General features: G+C 45.6%; 19 protein-coding genes. 16 read left to right on the forward strand and 3 right to left on the reverse strand.

The features are described from left to right. The first annotated feature begins 258 nt into the window (after positions 1–258). Entirely contained in the window at positions 259–4,452 is a 4,194-nt protein-coding gene (locus AS030_RS10895; protein ID WP_074440543.1) for a GH92 family glycosyl hydrolase, read from the forward strand. A gap of 40 nt (positions 4,453–4,492) precedes the next feature. On the opposite strand, the gene AS030_RS10900 is transcribed toward AS030_RS10895, so the two are convergent. Continuing rightward, complete coding sequence (locus tag AS030_RS10900; RefSeq protein ID WP_061971868.1) at positions 4,493–5,566, reverse strand: LCP family protein; 1,074 nt, start codon at positions 5,564–5,566, stop codon at positions 4,493–4,495. A gap of 104 nt (positions 5,567–5,670) precedes the next feature. Next, a complete protein-coding gene (locus tag AS030_RS10905) occupies positions 5,671–6,306 on the reverse strand; it encodes a YigZ family protein (protein ID WP_061971869.1) in 636 nt (211 codons plus the stop codon). Positions 6,307–6,641: 335 nt separating this feature from the next. Here AS030_RS10905 and AS030_RS10910 point away from each other — a divergent pair, with 335 nt between their 5' ends. Continuing rightward, positions 6,642–7,802, forward strand: a complete 1,161-nt coding sequence (locus AS030_RS10910; RefSeq protein ID WP_061971871.1) for a sensor histidine kinase — start codon at positions 6,642–6,644, stop codon at positions 7,800–7,802. Continuing rightward, complete coding sequence (locus tag AS030_RS10915; protein ID WP_061971875.1) at positions 7,799–8,539, forward strand: response regulator; 741 nt, start codon at positions 7,799–7,801, stop codon at positions 8,537–8,539. The genes AS030_RS10910 and AS030_RS10915 overlap by 4 nt, the downstream gene beginning before the upstream one ends. Positions 8,540–8,709: 170 nt before the next feature. On the opposite strand, the gene AS030_RS10920 is transcribed toward AS030_RS10915, so the two are convergent. Then, the gene (locus AS030_RS10920; protein ID WP_061971877.1) at positions 8,710–10,503 is read right to left on the reverse strand and encodes an ATP-binding protein; all 1,794 of its coding nucleotides are present in this window, start codon (positions 10,501–10,503) and stop codon (positions 8,710–8,712) included. A 192-nt stretch (positions 10,504–10,695) separates the two neighbouring features. Here AS030_RS10920 and AS030_RS10925 point away from each other — a divergent pair, with 192 nt between their 5' ends. The 13 genes from AS030_RS10925 to AS030_RS24560 all read left to right on the forward strand — a co-directional run bounded on the left by AS030_RS10925 (position 10,696) and on the right by AS030_RS24560 (position 21,204). Continuing rightward, positions 10,696–11,667 (forward strand): ROK family protein, encoded by a 972-nt coding sequence (locus AS030_RS10925; RefSeq protein ID WP_061971879.1) that lies wholly within the window; start codon positions 10,696–10,698, stop codon positions 11,665–11,667. Between the two features lie 125 nt (positions 11,668–11,792). Further along, positions 11,793–12,641, forward strand: coding sequence for a DegV family protein (locus AS030_RS10930; RefSeq protein WP_061971881.1), 849 nt, complete (start codon positions 11,793–11,795; stop codon positions 12,639–12,641). A 54-nt stretch (positions 12,642–12,695) separates the two neighbouring features. Next, the gene (locus AS030_RS10935; RefSeq protein WP_061971883.1) at positions 12,696–14,195 is read left to right on the forward strand and encodes an ATP-dependent helicase ComFA; all 1,500 of its coding nucleotides are present in this window, start codon (positions 12,696–12,698) and stop codon (positions 14,193–14,195) included. Beyond that, positions 14,192–14,905 carry a ComF family protein gene (locus tag AS030_RS10940; protein ID WP_061971885.1) on the forward strand — a complete coding sequence of 238 codons (714 nt, stop codon included), beginning with the start codon at positions 14,192–14,194 and terminating at the stop codon, positions 14,903–14,905. The genes AS030_RS10935 and AS030_RS10940 overlap by 4 nt, the downstream gene beginning before the upstream one ends. Positions 14,906–15,058: 153 nt before the next feature. Beyond that, positions 15,059–15,445 carry a TIGR03826 family flagellar region protein gene (locus tag AS030_RS10945; protein ID WP_061971887.1) on the forward strand — a complete coding sequence of 129 codons (387 nt, stop codon included), beginning with the start codon at positions 15,059–15,061 and terminating at the stop codon, positions 15,443–15,445. 103 nt (positions 15,446–15,548) lie between these two features. Next, the gene (gene flgM, locus AS030_RS10950; protein WP_061971889.1) at positions 15,549–15,812 is read left to right on the forward strand and encodes a flagellar biosynthesis anti-sigma factor FlgM; all 264 of its coding nucleotides are present in this window, start codon (positions 15,549–15,551) and stop codon (positions 15,810–15,812) included. 9 nt (positions 15,813–15,821) lie between these two features. Further along, positions 15,822–16,277, forward strand: a complete 456-nt coding sequence (flgN, locus tag AS030_RS10955; RefSeq protein WP_061971891.1) for a flagellar export chaperone FlgN — start codon at positions 15,822–15,824, stop codon at positions 16,275–16,277. A gap of 15 nt (positions 16,278–16,292) precedes the next feature. After that, on the forward strand, positions 16,293–17,750 hold the full coding sequence (flgK, locus tag AS030_RS10960) for a flagellar hook-associated protein FlgK (RefSeq protein ID WP_061971893.1): 1,458 nt from the start codon (positions 16,293–16,295) through the stop codon (positions 17,748–17,750). Between the two features lie 11 nt (positions 17,751–17,761). Then, positions 17,762–18,676, forward strand: coding sequence for a flagellar hook-associated protein FlgL (flgL, locus tag AS030_RS10965; RefSeq protein WP_061971895.1), 915 nt, complete (start codon positions 17,762–17,764; stop codon positions 18,674–18,676). Positions 18,677–18,725: 49 nt separating this feature from the next. Beyond that, positions 18,726–19,301 (forward strand): DUF6470 family protein, encoded by a 576-nt coding sequence (locus AS030_RS10970; RefSeq protein ID WP_061971897.1) that lies wholly within the window; start codon positions 18,726–18,728, stop codon positions 19,299–19,301. Between the two features lie 13 nt (positions 19,302–19,314). Then, positions 19,315–19,758 carry a flagellar assembly protein FliW gene (gene fliW, locus AS030_RS10975; protein ID WP_061971898.1) on the forward strand — a complete coding sequence of 148 codons (444 nt, stop codon included), beginning with the start codon at positions 19,315–19,317 and terminating at the stop codon, positions 19,756–19,758. Between the two features lie 2 nt (positions 19,759–19,760). After that, a complete protein-coding gene (gene csrA / locus AS030_RS10980; protein ID WP_061971899.1) occupies positions 19,761–19,985 on the forward strand; it encodes a carbon storage regulator CsrA in 225 nt (74 codons plus the stop codon). 145 nt (positions 19,986–20,130) lie between these two features. Next, on the forward strand, positions 20,131–21,204 hold the full coding sequence (locus tag AS030_RS24560; protein WP_061971900.1) for a flagellin N-terminal helical domain-containing protein: 1,074 nt from the start codon (positions 20,131–20,133) through the stop codon (positions 21,202–21,204). Positions 21,205–21,421 lie beyond the last annotated feature (217 nt).

Raw genomic sequence — 21,421 nt, forward strand, 5'->3', positions numbered from 1 at the left:
TTTTTATGTTTTGATGACTTGCTTTGGAGAAATTTTAAAAGGCCGAGGAAAGCGAGCATCCTGAAATGGAGACCAACTCCTCCCCTGCCTTAAAATAATGAAGAAAATCCTAAAATAATACAGATATTTGGTCCCTTTTCAGGAAGAGTTTATTCTTATACTATATGTAAACGCTTTCAGTAATATGAAGTATTTTTATTTCAGGAGGTGAGTGATCCCGCGTTTTATAAGTGTCACTATTAAAAAGGAGGACCAGGTATGATTCAGTTGAAAAGAAAGGCGGTTGCGCATGCGCTTCTTTCCTCTGCTATTGCGGTCGGCATGCTGAATGCACCAGGGCTTGCACGGGTACACGCTGAACCGGAGACAAAGGCAGTGAAAGATTTTTTTACCTCATTTGAAAATGATCAACAAAAACCAACATGGGAAAATACGGTGGAGACCGATCCAAACGGCAACAAAATGTCATCGGGGATTGACGGAAATATTCAGTATGACGGCATTCAAGGGGACATTACGAACAAAGTAGAGGAGGTACGGGTCAGTGCGGAAAACCCACCGAACGAAATCGGGGAAAAACTGATTGACAGGGATGTCAATACAAAATGGCTGGCTTTTGAACCGACAGGCTGGCTTCAGTTCAAGCTGTCCGGGCCGGAGACGGTGGTAAAGTATGCTGTTACATCGGCCAACGATTATGAGGGCCGGGATCCGAAAGCATGGGAGCTAAAGGGTTCTAATGATGGCAAGAACTGGACCGTGCTCGACACACGAAGTGATGAGGCTTTCCCCAAGCGATTTGAACGCAAACTCTACACGTTCGACAATGACACTCCTTATTTGTATTACAGGCTTAACATCACAAAAAATTCGGGAGACGGCCTGACTCAGGTGGCTGAAATAGCCCTCTCCAACGGCATTGACGTTCCTGAGCCGCCAGCAGCCGATATGAAGTCCGAGGCAAGCAGCGGGCCGCTGACGTCCTATACGGCGAAAACAAAAGCCGGCTGGACCGGGACAAAGGCCTTTACCTATTCAGGCACACATCTTGAAAAGGGCCGTGCCTATTCATACAACAAAGTTTTTGATGTAAATATCAAAGTCAATTCAAAAACGCAACTCTCTTATCTCATTCATCCGGAATTTACAGACAGCGACCAGAACGATTACTCCAGTTCCTACGCCTCGGTGGATCTCGCATTCGCCGATGGTACCTACCTCCATGAACTGGGTGCGGTGGATCAGCACGGCATCCCGGTAACTCCAGAAGAGCAAGGAAAATCAAAAACCCTTTATGTGAATCAATGGAACTATAAGTATTCCAACATCGGTGCCGTTGCGGCCGGCAAAACGATTAAACGTATTTTGGTTGCCTATGACAACCCCAAAGGGCCGGGAATATTCCGGGGAACGGTGGATGATATCAAGATCACCGGGAATCCTGTGCAAAAGAGCTACAACAATCTGACCGATTACGTCAACATTTTGCGCGGAACACAGTCCAACAGCACGTTTTCACGAGGCAACAACTTTCCGGCCATTGCCGTTCCGCATGGCTTCAATTTCTGGACACCGGCTACGGACGCCGGATCCACGAGCTGGCTATACAGCTATAACCAAAGCAATAACGAAAACAACCAGCCGGAAATTCAGGCATTCTCCTTAAGCCATGAACCAAGCCCATGGATGGGAGACCGGCAGACGTTTCAGGTGATGCCGTCCGCTTCAGAAGCTGAAAAGCCGGATGCCGACAGAAAGGCAAGAGCCCTTCCGTTCAAGCATGAAAATGAAACCGCAAAGCCCCACTATTACAGTGTGAAGTTTGATAATGGGATAAAGGCAGAAATTGCGCCAACCGACCATGCGGCCATGCAGCGTTATACGTTTAAGGGAGACACCTCCAGCCTTATTTTAGACAATGTAAACAATAATGGAGGCATCTCAATCAACAAAGAAAAAGGTGAAGTAACCGGCTATTCGGATGTGAAAAGCGGATTGTCCGCCGGCGCTTCCCGCATGTACATCTATGCCACGTTTGACCAGCCGATCACAAACAGCGGCAAGCTGACAGGAGAAGGCAGGGATAATGTAACAGCATACGTCAGGTTCGATACGAAAGACCAGAAAGCAGTCACCATGAAAATTGCGACCTCCCTGATTTCCATAGCCCAGGCCAAGAAAAACCTGGAACAGGAGATTCAGTCGGACGATACTTTCCAGTCCATAAAGGAAAAAGCTCAGCAAAAGTGGGAAAAGCTGTTGAGTAAAATTGAGGTGGAGGGTGCCAGTGAAGACCAGCATGTGACGTTGTATTCCAACATGTACCGGCTGTTCTTGTATCCGAACTCCGGCTTTGAAAACACAGGCACAAAGGACAACCCGCACTATCAATATGCAAGTCCGTTTTCACCGCCTGCTGGCAGCAGCACTCCTGAGGCAACCGGAGCAAAGATTGTGGACGGTAAAACGTACGTGAACAATGGTTTTTGGGATACGTACCGCACGGCATGGCCGGCCTATTCACTCTTCACTCCGAACATGGCCGGGGAGATGATCGACGGATTTGTACAGCAATACCGCGACGGTGGCTGGGTATCCAGATGGTCCTCTCCCGGCTATGCAAACTTGATGGTCGGCACCAGCTCGGATGTGGCATTTGCCGATGCCTATTTAAAAGGTGTTCACAACTTTGATGTGAAGAGCTTCTATCAATCCGCCATCAAAAACGCTTCCGTTGTCAGCCCGAACGCAGGAACCGGAAGAAAGGGTATATCACAGTCTATTTTTGATGGTTATACCAATACATCGACTGGTGAGGGACTATCTTGGTCATTGGACGGCTATATCAACGATTATGGCATCGCAAACCTGGCCAAGGCACTCGGCAAGGAAGCGGGCGAGAATGCTTCGGATCATGCCCAATATAAAGCCGATGCAAACTACTACATGAACCGGGCACAAAATTATGTTCACCTCTTTAACCCTGACACCGGATTTTTTATGGGAAGAAAGGCAAATGGAGAGTGGCGCACGTCTGCGCAAGACTTTGATGCCCGTGATTGGGGCGGAGATTATACGGAAACGAATGCGTGGAACATGGCCTTTCATGCTCCGCAGGACGGACAGGGTCTGGCCAATCTGTATGGAGGCAAAAACGGGCTCGCAGACAAACTGGACGAGTTCTTCAGTACCCCGGAAACCGCACTGCATGCCGGAGCTTATGGCGGCGTCATCCACGAGATGAGAGAGGCGCGGGATGTTCGAATGGGCATGTACGGCCACAGCAACCAGCCAGCACATCACATTACGTATATGTACAATTATGCCGGACAGCCTTGGAAAACGCAGGAGAAGGTCCGTGAGGTGCTTGAGCGGCTGTACATCGGAAGCGAAATCGGTCAAGGATATGCCGGGGACGAAGACAATGGTGAAATGTCGGCCTGGCAAATCTTCAGTGCACTCGGTTTTTATCCTTTAAAGATGGGCAGCCCGGAATACGCGATTGGCGCACCGCTATACAAGAAAGCAACCGTTCATCTGGAAAATGGCAAGAGAATAGTGATCAACGCGCCAAAGAACAGCAAGAAAAATAAATATATCCAGGGATTAAAAATCAACGGAAAAAGCTACAGCAAAACCTACCTGCTCCATTCTGACCTTGCAGATGGCGCACGTTTGGATTTTGATATGGGACCAAAGCCTTCTTCATGGGGAACCGGCAAAAAGGATGCTCCTGCTTCTATTACACCGTCTTCCACTGATGGATCAAGACTTGCTCCGCATCCAATGAGTGACTTGACCGACCATAGCGGCGGGAAGGCGAGCGATGGGGATGCTGGTACACTGGATGCTCTGTTCGATAATACGTCATCAACGAGAACAACGCTGAATGGTGAAAACCCAATCGTTCAATACAACTTTAATGAGGCAAAAAGGGTACAAATGTACACCTTGACGTCAGGAACGGATGGAAGTGACAGCGACCCGGCAAACTGGATGCTCAAAGGTTCCGCTGACGGCAAACACTGGACAATACTGGATCAGAGGACAAATGAGAAGTTTTCATGGCGGCTTCAGACGAAAGTTTACTCCATTAAGCATCCTGGTAAGTACAACTATTACAAACTGGAATTCGCGGAAAGCACAAGCACCAAATTAGCAGAGGTTGAACTGCTTGGAAGAGACCTTGCAGGTGATATTCATCAATTGGAAACCTCTTTACGAACGTTTGCGCAGGCCGGGGAACTAAAGAATCCTTTGAAAAATGACCTGATTAAGAATGTAAAGGTGGCTAAGGTTTTTGAAGAGAAAGGACAGTATACGAATGCTGCAGCGTATATGAAAAAAGCAATTAAACAAATCAACGCAGCAGCAGTGGGAAAAGAGATTACCAGAAAGGCAAAAAAATCATTGGCAGCCGATGTACACGCTTTGCTGAATTCCCTACAATAACGAAAAGCACCCGCCGGGCCGGCGGGTGCTTTTTGTCTTATTAATTGGAATCTTGTCCAAGCTCACTGCTGTCACCATTGCTGTTCGATGAAGCAGCTCCTTTTCCTTTGTAGTTCAGGATTTCCTTGATTCGTTCGCTGGCTTTCTGGACAGTGGCTGGATCTGGTTCAAAGAAATACTGACCATTGATGTATTCATCCTGTCCGCCAATTTTGATTTGTTCGAGTTTTTTATTCTGGATGCTGCTGTAGAAGTTTCTCATACCGAACAATTCTTTAAGCGAAATATTGGTTTGAACATTACTTCCGACGGACTGCAGCAGATTATCTGCGCGCGAAATGGATTTGATCGAGAGGGCCTTATGGGCAACAGCTTCCATTGCTTGCCGCTGGCGGTCCTGACGTCCAAAGTCACCGCGCTTATCTTGTTTACGCATTTGAACGTAGGTTAATGCTTCATCACCATTCAGATGCATTTTTCCTTTATGGAAGTAAAGCTTCTTGCCTTTCAGATTTTTCTGATCAAAGTCAAACGGCACATTGACATCTATGCCGCCAACAGAGTCCACCACTTCTTTGAATCCCTGGAAGTTGGTACGAACGTAGTAGTCAATCGGCACATCAAGGAAATTTTCAACAGCATCTATGGTTGCCTGTTCCTTATGGCCTTTCTTACCGTACGCATACGCGTGTGTAATTTTGCTTTTGCGGCCAATTACTGGCAGATATGTGCGGGAATCCCGCGGGATACTTGTGATGGCTACTTCTTTCGTATCCGGGTTAACGGTGAGCACCATCAATGCATCAGTGTGCCCCGGTGAACCCTTGTAACTCTCTACGCCCATTAAGAGGATATTAACAGGGTCTTTACCCATAGCGACTTTATCCATGCGAAGATCGGATTTATTGCCATTAGCCAGGCCTTTGTAGCTTTCATCAGCTGTTGTTTTCACTTTATAGGCCAAATAACCGGCGTATGCCACGCCGCCAAGCATTAAGAATACCAAAAGAACGAGCATCAGGCGGAGTAGACGGCGGAATGGACGGCGCTTCCGTTTCCTGACTTTCCTTCTGACAAGCCGTGTCGGCTGCCTTTCTTCGTTATAATAACTCATGTTTTATTCCTCACTTTAACGGGAAAATTCCCTGATTAGTCTGTCAACAATTTTGCCCTACAGTCCATAGTCTTCGACATAATCTGAGTTAATTGGGGATAGTTTTACAGAATTTTTTCTTCTAGATATTCCAGAGAGCCGTCTTCTATTGTAGCATTTGCATTTGTAAGGTTTATTACGTATTCTTTAAAGATTTGTATGTTTTCTGCGGCCACATACGTTACGATTTCGACTTGTTCCAGATAGTTAATTTCTTTAATCAGGTAGGGGGAGGACCGCAATTCATTTTCGACTTTTCCGAGAAGAGTGTAATCAATTTTTATATGAACCATTTGCATCAGTTTGCGTTCAACGACACCGATGGCGTTCAGTCCTTCACTCACGCTTTTTCCGTATGCACGGATGAGCCCGCCTGCTCCCAGTTTAATTCCGCCAAAATAGCGGGTAACCACAACAACGACATCTTTTAATCGGCGTTTTTTTAGTACTTCGAGCATTGGAACACCAGCTGTTCCGCTCGGTTCTCCATCATCATTTGCCTTCTGAATTTGGTCGTGCTCCCCAATCAGATAGGCTGAACAGTTATGGTTGGCACTGTGATGCCTTTTTTTGATGGATTGGATAAACTCGTTGGCTTCTTCTTCTGTAGCTGCACGGGCGATATGGGCAATAAATCGGGAACGCTCAATCACAATCTCGTGTTCTCCGGTTTCTTTCACGGTAAGATAGTTGGATAACATAATTAGGGTGCTCCTTATTTATGAATTTAATAATCAGTTTCTATAATGAAATAAAATAGCCATTGGGCAAGTCATGAAAATTTAACGTGGAAATTCTCTTGAAAAGCTACAAATACAAGGGATTTAGTGCTATCCTTCATTATAAGGCGGGATAGTCTTTCCTACAAATTTCTTTGAATAATAGACATAAAATTCCTTTTTGAGCCGAAGATTATATGGAATAAATGTTTTTATTTGGATTTGTGGTAAGAAAGTCCCGAGTGTAAATTAGGTAAGATGGTTCTCGAACTAAAGTCTGTTCTTCTTTATCGTTTTAATTGGAGGATATTTACAAGATGGCAGCTAAAACACAAATTGACCCAAAGCTTTTAGATGGCATTCTTACGGAAACCATCAATACCGTTAAAGTAAGCCAGACCCAAGTTTTTGATATCAGCGAAGAATCCAGACAAGAATTTTTACGGCTGGCCAAAGAGCTGGATGATGTAAAAGAAAAAGCGCTTGAGGCTATCGACCGGTCGGATCTGCTGGAAGAGAAATCAAAAATCGCCAGATCAAAACTTGCGCAAGTCAGCAAGCATTTTGAAAAGTACAGCGAGGGCGACATCCGTGAGGCTTATGAAAGTGCAAACGCCATTCAGATAGAAATGTCGATCGCCCGCCAGACTGAGAAACAATTACGTGAAAAAAGAGATGATCTAGAAAGACGCTTAAACGGACTGAAGGAAACCGTGTCGAAGGCGGAATCGCTTGTCGGCCAGATTTCGGTTGTTCTGAATTACTTAAGCGGGGATCTTTTAAAAATTAATGAGCTTGTGGAAGATGCCAAACAGAAACAGGAGTTCGGTCTGCAGATCATTGAGGCACAAGAGGAAGAGCGCCGCCGCGTATCACGCGAGATTCATGACGGCCCTGCCCAACTGATGGCCAATGTGCTGATCCGTTCTGAACTGGTGGAAAAGGTGTTCAAGGAAAAAGGTACACAAGCAGCAGTCAGTGAAATCAGAGACTTACGCGAGATGGTCCGTGCCTCTCTAAGGGAAGTAAGGAGAATCATTTACGATCTCCGTCCAATGGCGCTTGATGACTTAGGACTCATCCCAACATTAAAAAAATACCTGCGCAACGTCCAGGAAAGTACGGGTATTGAAATCGAGCTTGTGTCAATGGGAAATGAACGAAGATTTCATACGAAGATGGAAATTGCGTTATTTCGGTTAATTCAGGAAGCTGTCCAGAATTCATGCAAGCACGCTGATCCGAAAAACATTTCGGTAAAAATAGAATTCACAGACCGCAAAGTATCTTTATTTATAAAAGATGACGGAAAAGGTTTTGATGCCCAAGGGCAGCAAAAAACCAATTCGTTTGGATTAATTGGCATGAGAGAACGCGTGGAACTCCTGGAGGGAACGCTCAGGATTCAATCACGCTTAAATTATGGAACCGGGGTTTATATTCAAATACCTATACGAGATCGGGAGGGTTCAGAATGAGAAGTCTAGATGTTTATGAGTCCAGTGCAGAGGCACCGGAAAAAACAAGAATTGCTATTATTGATGATCATCGTTTGTTCAGAGAAGGTGTTAAACGCATCCTCGATATGGAAGACGAATTTTCTGTTGTCGCAGAAGGCGATGATGGTTCCGAAGCTGAGGATATCGTAAGCGAACATCATCCGGATGTCGTGCTGATGGATATTAACATGCCGAATATTAATGGTGTGGAAGCCACACGCCGTCTGGTTGAAAAAGCTCCCGAGACAAAAGTTATCATCCTTTCCATACATGACGATGAGACCTATGTGTCCCATGCGGTTCAAACTGGTGCATCAGGTTATCTGTTAAAGGAAATGGATGCAGACTCTCTTATCGAAGCCGTTAAGGTTGTAGCTGAAGGAGGAGCGTACCTTCATCCGAAGATTACGTATAACCTGCTTAATGAGTTCCGCCGCCTGTCAACAACCACAAAGACCAATAATGCAAACCCTAACACGATAGGGCTGCAGGAAGTGGAATACAGAAAGCCGTTGCACATCCTGACCCGCCGTGAATGTGAGGTTCTGCAATTGCTTGCTGACGGAAAGAGCAACCGCGGCATTGGAGAAGACCTGTTTATTTCCGAAAAAACAGTGAAGAACCATGTGAGCAATATTCTTCAAAAGATGAATGTAAATGACCGTACCCAAGCTGTTGTTGAAGCGATCAAAAGTGGCTGGGTGAAAGTAAAATAAAGGAAAAATATGATGAAAGCCGGGTACTTAAGTGAACCTGGCTTTTTTAGCTGTTTTCATATTCTTTGTTGCTCTTGGAAGTTGTTGATTTCCGCTTCAGGATGCTCGCTTTCCGTGAAGCCCCGAGAAAGATGTTCCTTATTTAAGCATTTTCTAGAAAAGAGCTTTTACTAGCTGATAAATGGCGTGTTGTCTGCTTTCATTGTCTCTTCAAGTCCGGGCAAGGAGATTTCTACGATTGTTCCTTCTCCCGGAATGCTTTTAAATCGCACACTTCCATTATGGTTTTCAATGATTTTTTTACTGACGAATAAACCGAGGCCTTTTCCGCTCTTTTTGGTGGTGTAAAACGGTTGGCCCAGCTGCTGCAGCTCGCCAGAAGACATTCCAATTCCTTCGTCCTTAATATAGATGAGCACATTTCCTGTATTACCTGCCGTTGCCGTTACAGTAACGTTACCTCCCTCGGGCATGGCTTCTATGGCATTTTTAAGCAGATTGACAAGCATTTTTTTGATTTGGTTCTTCTCGCCCCTGATCTCCCCACATTCAATGAGAAACTTGCTGTTTATTATGACATTAGTAAGATTTGCCTGACTGGTCAAAAGGGTTGTCACCTGCTTGATGAGGGGAACCACATTAATGGAGGCAGTGATGGTCATGTGTGGCTTGGCCAGTACCATAAACTCGTTGGTGATGAGATTAATGGACTCAATCTCGTCCAGCATAATATTTAAATAGTTCTTCATTTCAGGAGAAGAAGGCGCGTTCATCATGGTTTGGGTAAACCCTTTGAGTGTGGTCAGCGGATTGCGGATTTCATGGGCGACTCCTGCAGCCAGTTCTCCGACAACGGCTAATTTTTCTGATTCACGGATTCTTTGTTCGACCTGCCGTACGACCGTCAAATCTTTCATCGTTCCAACAATTCCCCGGATCTCGTTGTCCACATAATAAGGAATGTTGGTTACTTCTGCATCAAACACATTTCCATTCTTTTGCCTGATGCGGGTTTCAACCTGCAGGGACTCTCCGCCAAGTGTACGCTGAAACAGCGACTCCATCCGGGGGGCATTTGTGTTCGCTAAAAGAAATGTATACGCTTTTCCGATCAATTCTTCAGACGTAAATCCTGTAAGTTCCTCAAGGGAACGGTTCACCACAGTCAATGTACGGTCTTTGTTAATAATGTAAACGCCGTCAGGATTAAGTTCAATTAAGGAATGATTCTGCTGTTTGCTTTCTTTCAGCAGGGCAGACTTAAGCTTAAGCTGCTGGTCGCTCCATTTTCCCATCATATAAAGCAAGGAAATAAAGAGAGTGGCTACTGCGACAATCGCAGTAGCGATCAAGGTCAGACTTCCAAGGGATGGATCGTGGCTCATATGGTGAACATGCTGGGATTTCATGTACATGGCTTTTTCAGCTGTATAATGCAATCCTGCCATTGCAGCAGCCATCAGCACACTGCTGAAAAAATGGGATAAGAAGGAAGGGCGGCCCGTCTTAAAGTGGCGGTACATTGCCAGTCCTGAAAAGAGATACGCACATGCAGCGGCAAGAGAAAAGACAGATAGATCGTAGCGAATGGCCGCAGTGGGGAAAATGGCCATCATGCCGAAATAATGAAGTCCGATCATGCTTGTCCCCATAATCACTGCAGAAATGAACAGGTTCTTCTTTGCGAAATAAAAGGCCAGCCAAGCACCCCCGATCGCAAATATCATGCACAAAAGGAGATAAGACAGATCATGATGGACTTTCAGTGACATATTGATCGACATCATCCCAACAAAATGCATGCCCCATATTCCGATCCCCATGGTGATGGATGCACTGAGAAGCCAAAGTCGGCGGGAGGAATTGGTTTTACGGCTACTTCTTCGGGCAAAATCTAAAGCTACAAAGGAATAAATGACGGCTGTGATTACGGATAAGGCTGAGATGTATAGTTGATGCTCCATGGTAGGAAAGTCCCTCCTCCAAATGAATATATTTTACTATTTCTTACAGGTTCGATATTTTCCTTCCTTTTGTGACAAATTGCCACCTTTTTTTAATTTTCCGTTTAAGTTGGATGGCAGCATGATCAGTTTCTTAAACAGCGTATGCGGGTAAACTCTATGAAAAAATTAATAAAATGGGAGAGTGCATAAATGGGAGAAAAATATTATATCGGTGTGGACATTGGGGGAACAAATGTGGAAAGTGCCCTTTTTACACCGGATGGCATGATTCTTGCGGGCCGTGAATTTCACACACAGGAATTTGTGGAGTCGGGTGTCCTCGAGGAACTGGCCAAACAGACGAAAGAGATGGCAGAGGAAAAAAATATCCCATGGGAATCCATAGTGGCTGCAGGTATTGGAGCGCCGGGTGTAATCGATCCTGCTAAAGGAATCGTATTTAACGCACCCAATCTGAAATGGAAGGATTATAAATTGAAACAGGAAGCTGAGGCTTTATTCGGTGTTCCGGTTTATGTAGATAATGATGTGAATACAGGATTATTGGGAGAAGTCTATTACGGAGCTGCAAAAGGTAAGGAAAACGTTCTGCTGTTCATGATCGGAACAAGCATCGGGGCTGGCATGCTGGTGAACGGAGAAATTTACAGAGGTGCTCACTGGGCATCAGGTGAAGTAGGACATATGATCAGTGATCCCGAGGCAGCCTCTGGCGGATTTACCCCTATTAGAGAAGGCTATGGATTTTTGAGCAGCAAGATGGGAGGCGTCGCTATAGCCCATCATTACCGGGAAGCCAAACGGCTCAAGGGCGGTTCTTCGGAAGAACAGCTTAAAACTATTAGTACAACAGACGTTTTCAGGCTGGCGGATGAAGGGGATAAACTCGCCAAAGGCATCATCCGTGAGGGGATCGTTCATATGGGGATGGCCATTGTCAACGCAGCCGCTCTTCTCAATCCGCAAATCATCGTTCTGGGCGGAGGCGTCGCGTTATCGGGTAAGTCGTTTATCGGAAAGATCAGAAGCATGCTGGAAGAGTTTGTTCCATGTCCGACGGAGCTGGTGCTCGCAGGTTTGGAGGATCAGTCGGCGATTTACGGTGCACTGGCGCTTTGCCAGCTGATGCATAAGGAAGAAGTGAAAGCAGGAAAGGGTTAACGAGTCAGAGAAATTAAATAAAAACAAAGAAATGCGCCGTTTTGATGAAACCGGCGCCTGTTTCGTGTAAACTACTATCGTAGAAGAGAGGATGAAAAAAATCTCTGACAGGAAAGGAAATTACAATGAATAAGGTAGCTATTATTACAGACAGCACTGCCTACATACCAGAGCACGTCAGAAAAGAAAAAAACATTGTAATGATTCCGCTCAACGTTATTTTTGGCAATGAAACGTACAAAGAAGAAGTGGAACTCAAAAAAGATGGTTTTTATGAGATGGTTGGTAAGGGAGGAAATCTTCCGAAAACGTCACAGCCATCGATCGGTGAATTAGCGGATACGCTAGAAGCTTTATCCAAGGAATACGATGAAGCGGTCATGATTACGTTATCCAGCGGCATAAGCGGTACCTATCAAAGTGCACTCAGCTTGGCGGATATGGTTGAGAACATAAAGTTCTATGTGTTTGATTCCGAAATCAGCTGTGCCCCCCAAGCCCATTACGCTTATACAGCAGTAGATATGGCCAATGAAGGCGCGGACGGAGCGCAGATCATGGAGAAGCTGAACGAAATCAAATCGCAGGGAATTCCAGCTTACTTTGTAGTGAATGACCTGAACCATCTGCACCGGGGCGGACGTATGAACACAGCTCAGCTTTTGGTAGGGAACCTTCTTCAAATTAAGCCGGTCCTTCATTTTCAGGATAAAAAGATCGTTCCATTTGAAAAGATACGTACAAAGAAAAAAGCGATTGGCCGGATTCACCAGCTGATGGAGCAATCTGTCCGTCCCGATGAAAAGTTCCATGTCAGTGTCATCCATGCTCAGCGTGAGGAAGAAGCGAGAGAAATCGCCGGAGAAATTCAGGCAAAATACCCAAACGCCAGTGTAGCTGTCGATTATTTTGGTCCGGTTATCGGTACCCATCTCGGTGAAGGCTCGCTCGGCATTACGTGGATGAAAAACTAAATCATTATACGGAGGGATTTTTATGAAAATTCCTTATCAACAGGAGACTACGTCATGAGGTTTGTCTCCTTTTTTGTTGATGGAAAAACCAGAATAGCTCCTGAACCATTGGCACCGCTCGACCACCATCCTCCTCCCGCTTCCTTTTACAATCTACCCGATTTTGACCCACCCCCTTTGAACGAAGACTTCGCTTTTAACCCCACCCTTCAAGCAGAACTTGCCGGCAAACTCCTTCTATTGGATGAACTTTCTCCCTCTTTGGAAGAGATACAACAGCACTATAATAATGGCTATATTCAGTACAACAAAGGAATAGACGATGAACAGGGAAATTGGAAATGCAACCGGTGCGGGAACTGTGAACCCCATATGTTTGCCTCCTTTTCCTGTTATCGCTGCAAGGAACCGCAATGTGTGTACTGCCGAAACTGTATCATGATGGGCCGGGTCAGCCAGTGTACACCGCTCGTTGCCTGGTCCGGCCCTGATCTGAACTGGGAGAGCAGGAATAGCGAACTGGTGTGGGACGGTATGCTGTCACCTGCCCAGGAGAGGGCTACTAAGAAGCTGGTCGGGAAGATTGGTGTAAGAGACGAGCTGCTGATCTGGGCAGTGTGTGGAGCGGGAAAAACCGAGGTGCTTTTTCAAGGAATCGAAAAAGCGTTGAAGGATGGACAGCGGGTCTGTATCGCTACTCCAAGGACCGATGTGGTTCTTGAATTGATTCCCCGTTTAAGAAAAGTGTTTCCTGGTGTTACTTTGTCGGGTCTCTATGGAGGCAGTAAGGATAAAATGGACGGTGCCCAGCTTATCCTTTCAACGACGCATCAGTTGTTCCGTTTCCGCAAGGCGTTTGATTTGATCATTGTCGATGAGGTGGATGCCTTTCCTTTTTCCTATGATAAAACTCTGGCGCATGCCGTACAGCAAGCCAAAAGGGAAGAAGCACTGATGGTTTATTTAAGTGCTACACCTGACAGGAAAATGAAAAAACGGGGAGAACATGGTGAGCTTTCATCTGTAAAAATCCCGAAGCGGTATCACGGATTTCCGCTGCCTGTTCCCCGTTTTCTCTGGTGTGGCCATTGGAAAAAACTATTGAAAAAGAACAAGCTTCCTCAAAATGTGATGAGCTGGATTAGCCATCAGATAGAGAGGAACAGGCAAGGGTTTCTTTTTGTGCCTTCTGTCCGGACGTTGGAACAGATGGTAGCGATCTTGAAGAAAGTAAACCCTTTAATTGAAGGCGTCCATGCAGAGGACCCCGATCGAAAGGAAAAAGTAATGAGGTTTCGGAATGGCGAGACGCCAATTCTGGTAACGACCACGATATTGGAGCGCGGTGTCACAGTCCCATTTACTGATGTGGCAGTCCTTGGGGCCGAAGAAGAGATTTTCAGTGAAAGTGCGCTTGTTCAAATTGCCGGCCGTGCCGGCCGCAGCAAGGATGACCCTGCCGGAGAAGTGCTGTTTTTTCACTATGGCAAAACCAATGCCATGGTCCAGGCGAAACGGCATATCGAACAAATGAACAGGGAGGCGGGTCTGTGAATTTTTGTTTATACTGCCACAAAGCGTTTTATGAACCGGTGAGCTGGTCATTTATAGCCGGACTTTCGGAAGCGATGCTTTTCTGTGAAGAGTGCTCTTCATCCTTAGAGAGGATTAACGGGGAATACTGCGAAATTTGTGGAAGGTCGTTTATCTTATTTCCCGAGCAATATCGACAGAAACACTGCTGCACGGACTGCATTCGTTGGGAAGAAAGCAAGGAATGGAGCGGACTGTTGACGAAAAATCGCTCATTGTATGTCTACAATGACTTTTTAAAACAGATCATCAGCACGCTGAAATACAGAGGAGATGCGGAGCTCGCACAAGGGTTTAGGGCGCCATTTCGTAAGCTGTACAAAAAGGAATTCAGAGGAATGCTGATTGTTCCAATTCCATTGAGCGAGGAAAGGCATTATGAGAGAGGCTTTAACCAGGCCATGCTTCTGGCCGAGCTGCTGGGAGGCGAATTACTATTTCCTTTGGAACGGGTCATTCATGAAAAAAAGCAAAGCAAAAAGTCGAGAAAGGAACGGATGGATATCAAGGAGAACATCTTTCAAGCATCAAAGGAAGCGGAAAGAATCAGGGGACAGAGCGTTCTTCTGATCGATGATGTCTATACGACAGGTGCCACCATTCGCCAGGCGGCGAAAGTGATGTTGGAATCTGGGGCATGTGAGGTTTCGTCTATGACGGTGGGGAGATAGTGGCCCCAATGCCAAATAGGTGAAAAGTGCCGAGAAATCGGCACTTTTTTATTTATTGATCGCTTTGGCCGGAAGGAAGGGTGCGAACGAACTATGAAATTTCGATCTTAAACTCCGATATAACAGATAGAAGCTACAGAGGAGTGAACTTGAGTGAAAGAGTTAAAGAACTGCCCCAACTGCGGAAACCTGTTCGTTAAGCATCTCCGTCCGCTTTGTGACACCTGTTTCAGAAATGAAGAAGCGATGTTTGAAAAAGTAGCCTCCTATATCCGGAAAAAGGAGAATCGGCAGGCATCATTGCATGAAGTCCAGGAAAACACAGGTGTTCCTGAAGCGAAAATCACCTGGTTCATCCGGCAGGGGAGAATTCAGGTGGCGCATCTTCCGCATTTTTATTATGAGTGCGAGATGTGTGAACAGCCCATCCAGGAAGGACGGTTGTGCCAATCCTGCAAAAATGATATCAGAACAGAACTGGAAACCCGTCCAACGGAAAAAAATTATGAAAAACTAGGAAAGTCGTACCACATTAAGTGATCAATGCTTCCTATTTTTGCCCGAAAACTTCATCTCTCTCGTTTTAAGCCGATATAAAGAATAGTCAAGCAGAAGTTTTTATCCTGCAGAAGAGGTGTAACTTATGAAGATTAACAGCATAAATCACGTCAATATGAATCCATATACAAGGCAAAACCAGCCTTCCTCCATGAAAAATGAGGAAATGATGAACAAGAGTGATGAACTTCAAATCTCGACAGAAGCAAAGGAACTTCAATCCTCAGAGCAAATTTCACCCAGCAGGCAGGAAAAGCTTCAAGACATTAAAGACAGAATCGAGGCCGGTCAGTACCATGCTGATCCGATGAAAGTGGCCCGCAAATTTTATGAGTACTGGAAAAACTAGGAGGAAATCATGGCATCCGCACAAATGATTCCCATGCTGAAAAAATTGCTTTATGTCCATAAAGAATTAAACCATCTTGCTTCAGAAAAAACGGAAATCCTGAAAAAAGGGGACGTGGCTGCACTTGATGCTTTGTTTGAAAAAGAAAATGAGCATGTCAAAACGCTGAGGGCGCTTGAAGAAGAGCGAAACCAAATCAGCACACTTACGATGTCTGAGCTGATCGAGCAGGCAGCGCCAGCAGAAATACAACAGCTTCAAGACCTTCAGGAGCAGCTGAAGAAAGAATACCTGTTCTTAAAGCAGCAAAATCAATTGAATCAACAATTGCTGCACCAATCCCTGCAATTTGTGAACATGTCGATGAACATGTTGATTCCCGAGCCCGAGAAACTAACCTACAGTTCTTCCAAGGCTAACGGTTATGCAGGAAACAGTTTTACGTTATTCGATTCAAAAGCCTAGAACGGAGGAACATCCATGGTATCAACATTTAACGGACTTGAAACCGCCCGGCGGGGTATGACAGCTCAATCGTACGCCCTTCAAGTGACCGGACAGAATATTGCCAACGCCAATACAACGGGCTATACACGGCAGCGGGTCAACTTTAACCAGACTGAGCCTTACCCTGCTCCATCCCGAAACCGGCCGCAAATCCCCGGACAAATGGGAACCGGTGTCGAAGCCGGCTCCATCCAGCGTGTGAGGGAAGACTTTTTGGATGTACAGTTCAGGGGAGAGAATACAAAATCCGGCTACTGGGGAGCACGAAGCGACGCGCTCGAGAAAATGGAAGATATCATGAATGAGCCGAGCGACAACGGGTTGTCAAAGACACTGGACCAATTCTGGCAATCGCTTCAGGATCTTTCGGCAAACCCGGGAGATGACGGAGCACGCTCGGTTGTCCGCCAACGCGGTGTGGCCGTCGCAGAAACGTTCAACTATCTATCAAACTCACTTTTTTCCATTCGCGATGATATAAAAAGCCAGGTCGATGTTTCGGTCAATGAAGTGAATTCGATTGCTGAACAGATCAGTGGCATTAACCAGCAGATCAGTGAGATCGAACCCCACGGCTACCTGCCGAATGATCTGTATGACGAAAGAGACCGGCTCGTCGACCGTCTGTCTCAGCTGGTGAATATCAAAGTCACCAAGACTCCAAGCAGTGATACTTCATCCAAGCTTGCGGAAGGAAACTATACCATTGAATTATTGGATTCATCCGGAGCCTCATTAGGAAAGCTGGTGGACAGTAACACGGCCGTTCAAAAACTCGGAATCTCGGAAAGTGACGGCAGCATCGCCGGCTTTACTTTGGGTGGTACCCCGATAACTTCAACCATTGTAGGCGGAAAGCTGGAAGGAATGACGTCCGCTTATAACAACGATTACCCCGAGATGCTGAATCAGCTGGATCAATTGGCATTTGATTTTGCCGAGGAAATTAATGAGGTTCATCAAAGCGGCTGGAGCCTGAATGATATCAACAGCGGCACGCAAACCCAGCTTGATTTCTTTACGGTGGGCAGTGATGTAAAAGGGGCCGCCAAAGGGATTAAGGTTTCCACCTCTATTATGGATGATCTGAAAAATATCGCCGCGGCATCGACACAGGCGACAGGCGACGGTAATAACGCCCTGAATTTGGGCAATGTCATGGATACGATGCAATTAAAATCAAAATATGCCAGTGCAATCGGAAAGATGGCTGTTGATGCCGAGCAGGCGAACCGGATGAGTGTAAACGCCGATACGCTTGCGACTTCGGTTGACCAGCGCCGCCAGTCGGTGAGCGGGGTATCACTGGATGAAGAGATGACGAACATGATCCAATTTCAGCATGCCTATAACGCATCGGCCCGCATGATCACAATGGTCGATGAGATGCTCGATAAAATCATTAACGGCATGGGGGTTTCAGGAAGGTAGGTGACACATAAATGCGAGTAACACAAAGCATGCTGTCAGGAAACATGCTGCGCAACTTAAGCAGCAGCTATGAAAAGATGGGGCGATTGCAGGATCAGCTTTCCACAGGAAAGAAGATTACGAGGGCATCGCAGGATCCGGTTGTGGCCATGAAGGGGATGAGCTACCGCACGAACCTTACGCAGGTCGAGCAATACAAGCGAAACTTTTCTGAAGCCTACAACTGGGTGGAAAGCACGGATGCAGCTCTTGATAAAGCAACAAGCGCCCTGCAGCGGATTCGCGAGCTCACTGTTCAGGCATCCAATGGCACCTATGAGGAAAATCAAAAGGCTGCCATTGGTGAAGAAATTCAGCAGCTAAAGGAGCACCTTGCAACAATCGCCAACACACAGGTCTCCGGAAAGTACATTTTTAACGGAAATGAAACGTCGAAAGCTCCTGTTACTGTAACAGATGGAGAGGTAACACAGGTTTCCAGCAATACAGACGATGTGAAAATAGAGCTATCTAAAGGCATCCAACTCGGGGTAAACGTAAAGGGAACGGAAATCTTCACAACGAGTGATGAACCAGGGAAAGGGTTGTTCAGCGATTTGTCGGCGTTGGAAAAGGCACTGAACAACCAGGATACGCCGGACGGTTATTCCAAGGAGATCGGAAACTTTCTCGGATTGCTTGACGGGCATATCACCAAGGTGGTAGCAGAACGGGCAGAGCTCGGCGCGAAAAGCAACCGTTTGGAGCTGATGGAAGACCGGGTGGACGAGCAGGAAGTGATCGCAAGCCGTATTCTGTCCGACAACGAGGATGCCGACATCGAACGCGTCATTACGGATATGAAATCACAGGAAAGCGTGTATCGTGCTGCTCTTGGTGTAGGATCGCGCATTATTCAGCCGTCACTGCTGGACTTTTTACGCTAAAATGGAGCTATCTCTTGGATAGCTCTTTCTTGTTGAAGGAGGAGATTCAATGGCTATTCCACAGGTGTCGATGCAATCGACAAAAGGACAGATTTCTATCTCAACGACTCCACCGGTCCAGGAAATCCAGCAGCGGCCTGCTGATCTCAGTATTCAGCAGCCCAAAGCCGATCTTCGAATTGAAACGACCCCAGGAAAGCTGACGATTGACCAGTCGCAGGCGTGGGCAGATATGGACTTAAAACCGATTTCCAAGCGGATCGAGGAGTTTGCGCAACAAGGTTATAGCGATTGGCTGGAGGGCCTGGCGCGAATGGCAGAGCAGGGTGACCTGTTGATGAGGATAGAGAATGGCGGCATGCCCATTGCTGATCAGGCCATGGAAAACAGTGAAGACCCGAAGCTTGAATTCAATATCGGGTTTGTGCCCTCGCCTTTTAGTGTAAAAACAAACTATGAGCGAGCGAAAGTCAATATCGGCTGGCAGGTGAATAAGCCGGTGATAGAAGCGGCCATCAATCGTCCGCAGCACAGCTACAAGCCTGGGGAAGTCCACACGGAACTTAAGCAGTACCCAACATTAACGATTGAAGTGGAAGAACCAAAAATCAATCAATTAAAATAAAGTGGTGAAAAACATGAAGCTGAAAACAAAATTTCATGGAGAAATTGAAGTTGAAGAAAGTAATATGATCACGTTCGAACATGGCATTCCCGGATTTGAAGAGGAAGGGAAGTTTATTATTGTCCCGTTTGAGGATACGCCTTTTTCGATTTTACAATCGGTAAAAACAGCAGAACTTGCGTTTGTGACTGCCGATCCCTTTATGTATTTCGAAGACTATGACTTTACTCTTCCAGATGCAGTCGTGGAAGGTTTGGAAATCAAGGAACAGCAGGATGTGTTTGTTCAGGTAATTGTCACGCTCCGGGACGAATTGTCAAAGTCTACGGCCAACCTGCAGGCACCGGTTGTTATTAACAAAGTAAACAACCAGGGGAAACAGGTTGTGTTAAACGACCGTAACTATACGCCACGGCACCAACTATTTGCCGAAACAGCAGCAGAGCGGGGTGTGTAGAAATGCTTGTACTGACAAGAAGAACAGATGAAGCGATTAAGATTGGTGATGACATTGAGATAACCATTCTCGGGATCGAAGGAGATCAGGTGAAGCTTGGGATCAATGCCCCTAAACAGGTGGAGATTCACCGTAAGGAAATCTATCTTTCCATTAAACAGGAAAACAACGATGCGGCGAATCCCAGCCTGAATATCATGGACCAATTAAAGGCACTTAAAAAATAAAAAACTATTAAACATTTAACCCCTAAAGACGATATAAATGGTGAGCAAACGAGAAAGATGTTTGACGGCCGCAATCGTCTTTTTTGTTTGAAAACACACCCAACCACAAGGACGTGGGCGGGCACATTTCAAGGAGGAAATTTAAATGCAAATCAATCACAATATCGCAGCGCTCAACACGTTCAACAAATTAAACAGCGCAACAAACGCTCAATCTAAATCAATGGAAAAATTGTCTTCAGGTCTTCGTATCAACCGTGCTGGAGATGATGCCGCAGGGCTAGCAATATCTGAAAAAATGCGTGGACAGATTCGTGGGTTGGATCAGGCATCTAGAAATGCTCAAGATGGTATTTCAATGATTCAAACGGCTGAAGGTGCATTGAATGAGACTCATGATATTCTTCAGCGCATGCGTGAACTTTCTGTACAAGCTTCCAATGATACTAACACATTAGATGACCGCCAATCTATAGGTGATGAAATTTTTGAACTAAAAAAAGAGATAGATAGAATCTCTGAAACAACTAAGTTTAACGGTAAAGGTTTATTAAATGGTGATATGTCTACTTCTCAGGATGCCACGTCAACAGCTAAACTAGGTGTTGCTATTGGTGCTGCTGTAATATCAAAGGTTGATGTAAGTGGAGCTGTAGCTGGTACATCTTATACTTTTGCAGATGGTACAGCTGCTGATGGTAAACTCACTATGAATGCAACTGTAAATGGAAAAACGGTTTCTGAAACAGTAAATGTTGGAGCCAATAGTCAAACTTTAAACTTTTCAAGTCTTGGAATTAGTATTGAACTTGCCGGTACTGAAACTTCCACAAATATTGAAGCTAATCTAAGTGGTAAAACCATTGTAACTGCTACTGGAAGTGGAAATGCAACTTTCCTTGTGGGAAGCAATGGAGAAGCGGCTGAAAAAATCACTGTGGATTTTAAAAAGATGGATACAACAACTTTAGGTTCTGGTGGTGCTAATAACATTGCTGATAAAGTAACTGATAATACGGCAGTTAATACTGTTGGTAAAGCGGATGCACTTACTGCTGTATTAGATAATGCTATTAAGCAAGTATCTCAACAACGTTCTAATTTAGGTGCTAACCAAAACCGTTTAGAACACACTATTAACAATTTGAGCACATCTTCTGAAAACCTAACTGCTGCGGAATCTCGTATCCGTGACGTAGATTATGCTTTAGCTGCCTAGGCAGTGACAAGCACAGTCGTCCTGGCTGGTAACGGTCGGCGATCATAATCGGGTGAATTGCTGGAAACCCCTTAAGCTTTTCTTGCCACAACGTAGTTGGAAACAACAGGCGTGACGGCTTGAAAAAAAGAAAAGATTGGGCAATCAGCAGCCAAGCTCCTGTCTTGAAAGAGTGGAGAAGGTTCAACGACTAGGATAGACCATCTAAGGCAACTGC

Source organism: Fictibacillus enclensis (genome assembly GCF_001457035.1).
Classification (GTDB): domain Bacteria; phylum Bacillota; class Bacilli; order Bacillales; family Fictibacillaceae; genus Fictibacillus_C; species Fictibacillus_C enclensis.

Coding starts and splice junctions, on each gene's coding strand:
- AS030_RS10895 (WP_074440543.1), top strand. CDS start 259: ATGATTCAGTTGAAAAGAAAGGCGGTTGCGCATGCGCTTCTTTCCTCT.
- AS030_RS10900 (WP_061971868.1), bottom strand. CDS start 5,566: ATGAGTTATTATAACGAAGAAAGGCAGCCGACACGGCTTGTCAGAAGG.
- AS030_RS10905 (WP_061971869.1), bottom strand. CDS start 6,306: ATGTTATCCAACTATCTTACCGTGAAAGAAACCGGAGAACACGAGATT.
- AS030_RS10910 (WP_061971871.1), top strand. CDS start 6,642: ATGGCAGCTAAAACACAAATTGACCCAAAGCTTTTAGATGGCATTCTT.
- AS030_RS10915 (WP_061971875.1), top strand. CDS start 7,799: ATGAGAAGTCTAGATGTTTATGAGTCCAGTGCAGAGGCACCGGAAAAA.
- AS030_RS10920 (WP_061971877.1), bottom strand. CDS start 10,503: ATGGAGCATCAACTATACATCTCAGCCTTATCCGTAATCACAGCCGTC.
- AS030_RS10925 (WP_061971879.1), top strand. CDS start 10,696: ATGGGAGAAAAATATTATATCGGTGTGGACATTGGGGGAACAAATGTG.
- AS030_RS10930 (WP_061971881.1), top strand. CDS start 11,793: ATGAATAAGGTAGCTATTATTACAGACAGCACTGCCTACATACCAGAG.
- AS030_RS10935 (WP_061971883.1), top strand. CDS start 12,696: ATGAGGTTTGTCTCCTTTTTTGTTGATGGAAAAACCAGAATAGCTCCT.
- flgM (WP_061971889.1), top strand. CDS start 15,549: ATGAAGATTAACAGCATAAATCACGTCAATATGAATCCATATACAAGG.
- flgN (WP_061971891.1), top strand. CDS start 15,822: ATGGCATCCGCACAAATGATTCCCATGCTGAAAAAATTGCTTTATGTC.
- flgK (WP_061971893.1), top strand. CDS start 16,293: ATGGTATCAACATTTAACGGACTTGAAACCGCCCGGCGGGGTATGACA.
- flgL (WP_061971895.1), top strand. CDS start 17,762: ATGCGAGTAACACAAAGCATGCTGTCAGGAAACATGCTGCGCAACTTA.
- AS030_RS10970 (WP_061971897.1), top strand. CDS start 18,726: ATGGCTATTCCACAGGTGTCGATGCAATCGACAAAAGGACAGATTTCT.
- fliW (WP_061971898.1), top strand. CDS start 19,315: ATGAAGCTGAAAACAAAATTTCATGGAGAAATTGAAGTTGAAGAAAGT.
- csrA (WP_061971899.1), top strand. CDS start 19,761: ATGCTTGTACTGACAAGAAGAACAGATGAAGCGATTAAGATTGGTGAT.
- AS030_RS24560 (WP_061971900.1), top strand. CDS start 20,131: ATGCAAATCAATCACAATATCGCAGCGCTCAACACGTTCAACAAATTA.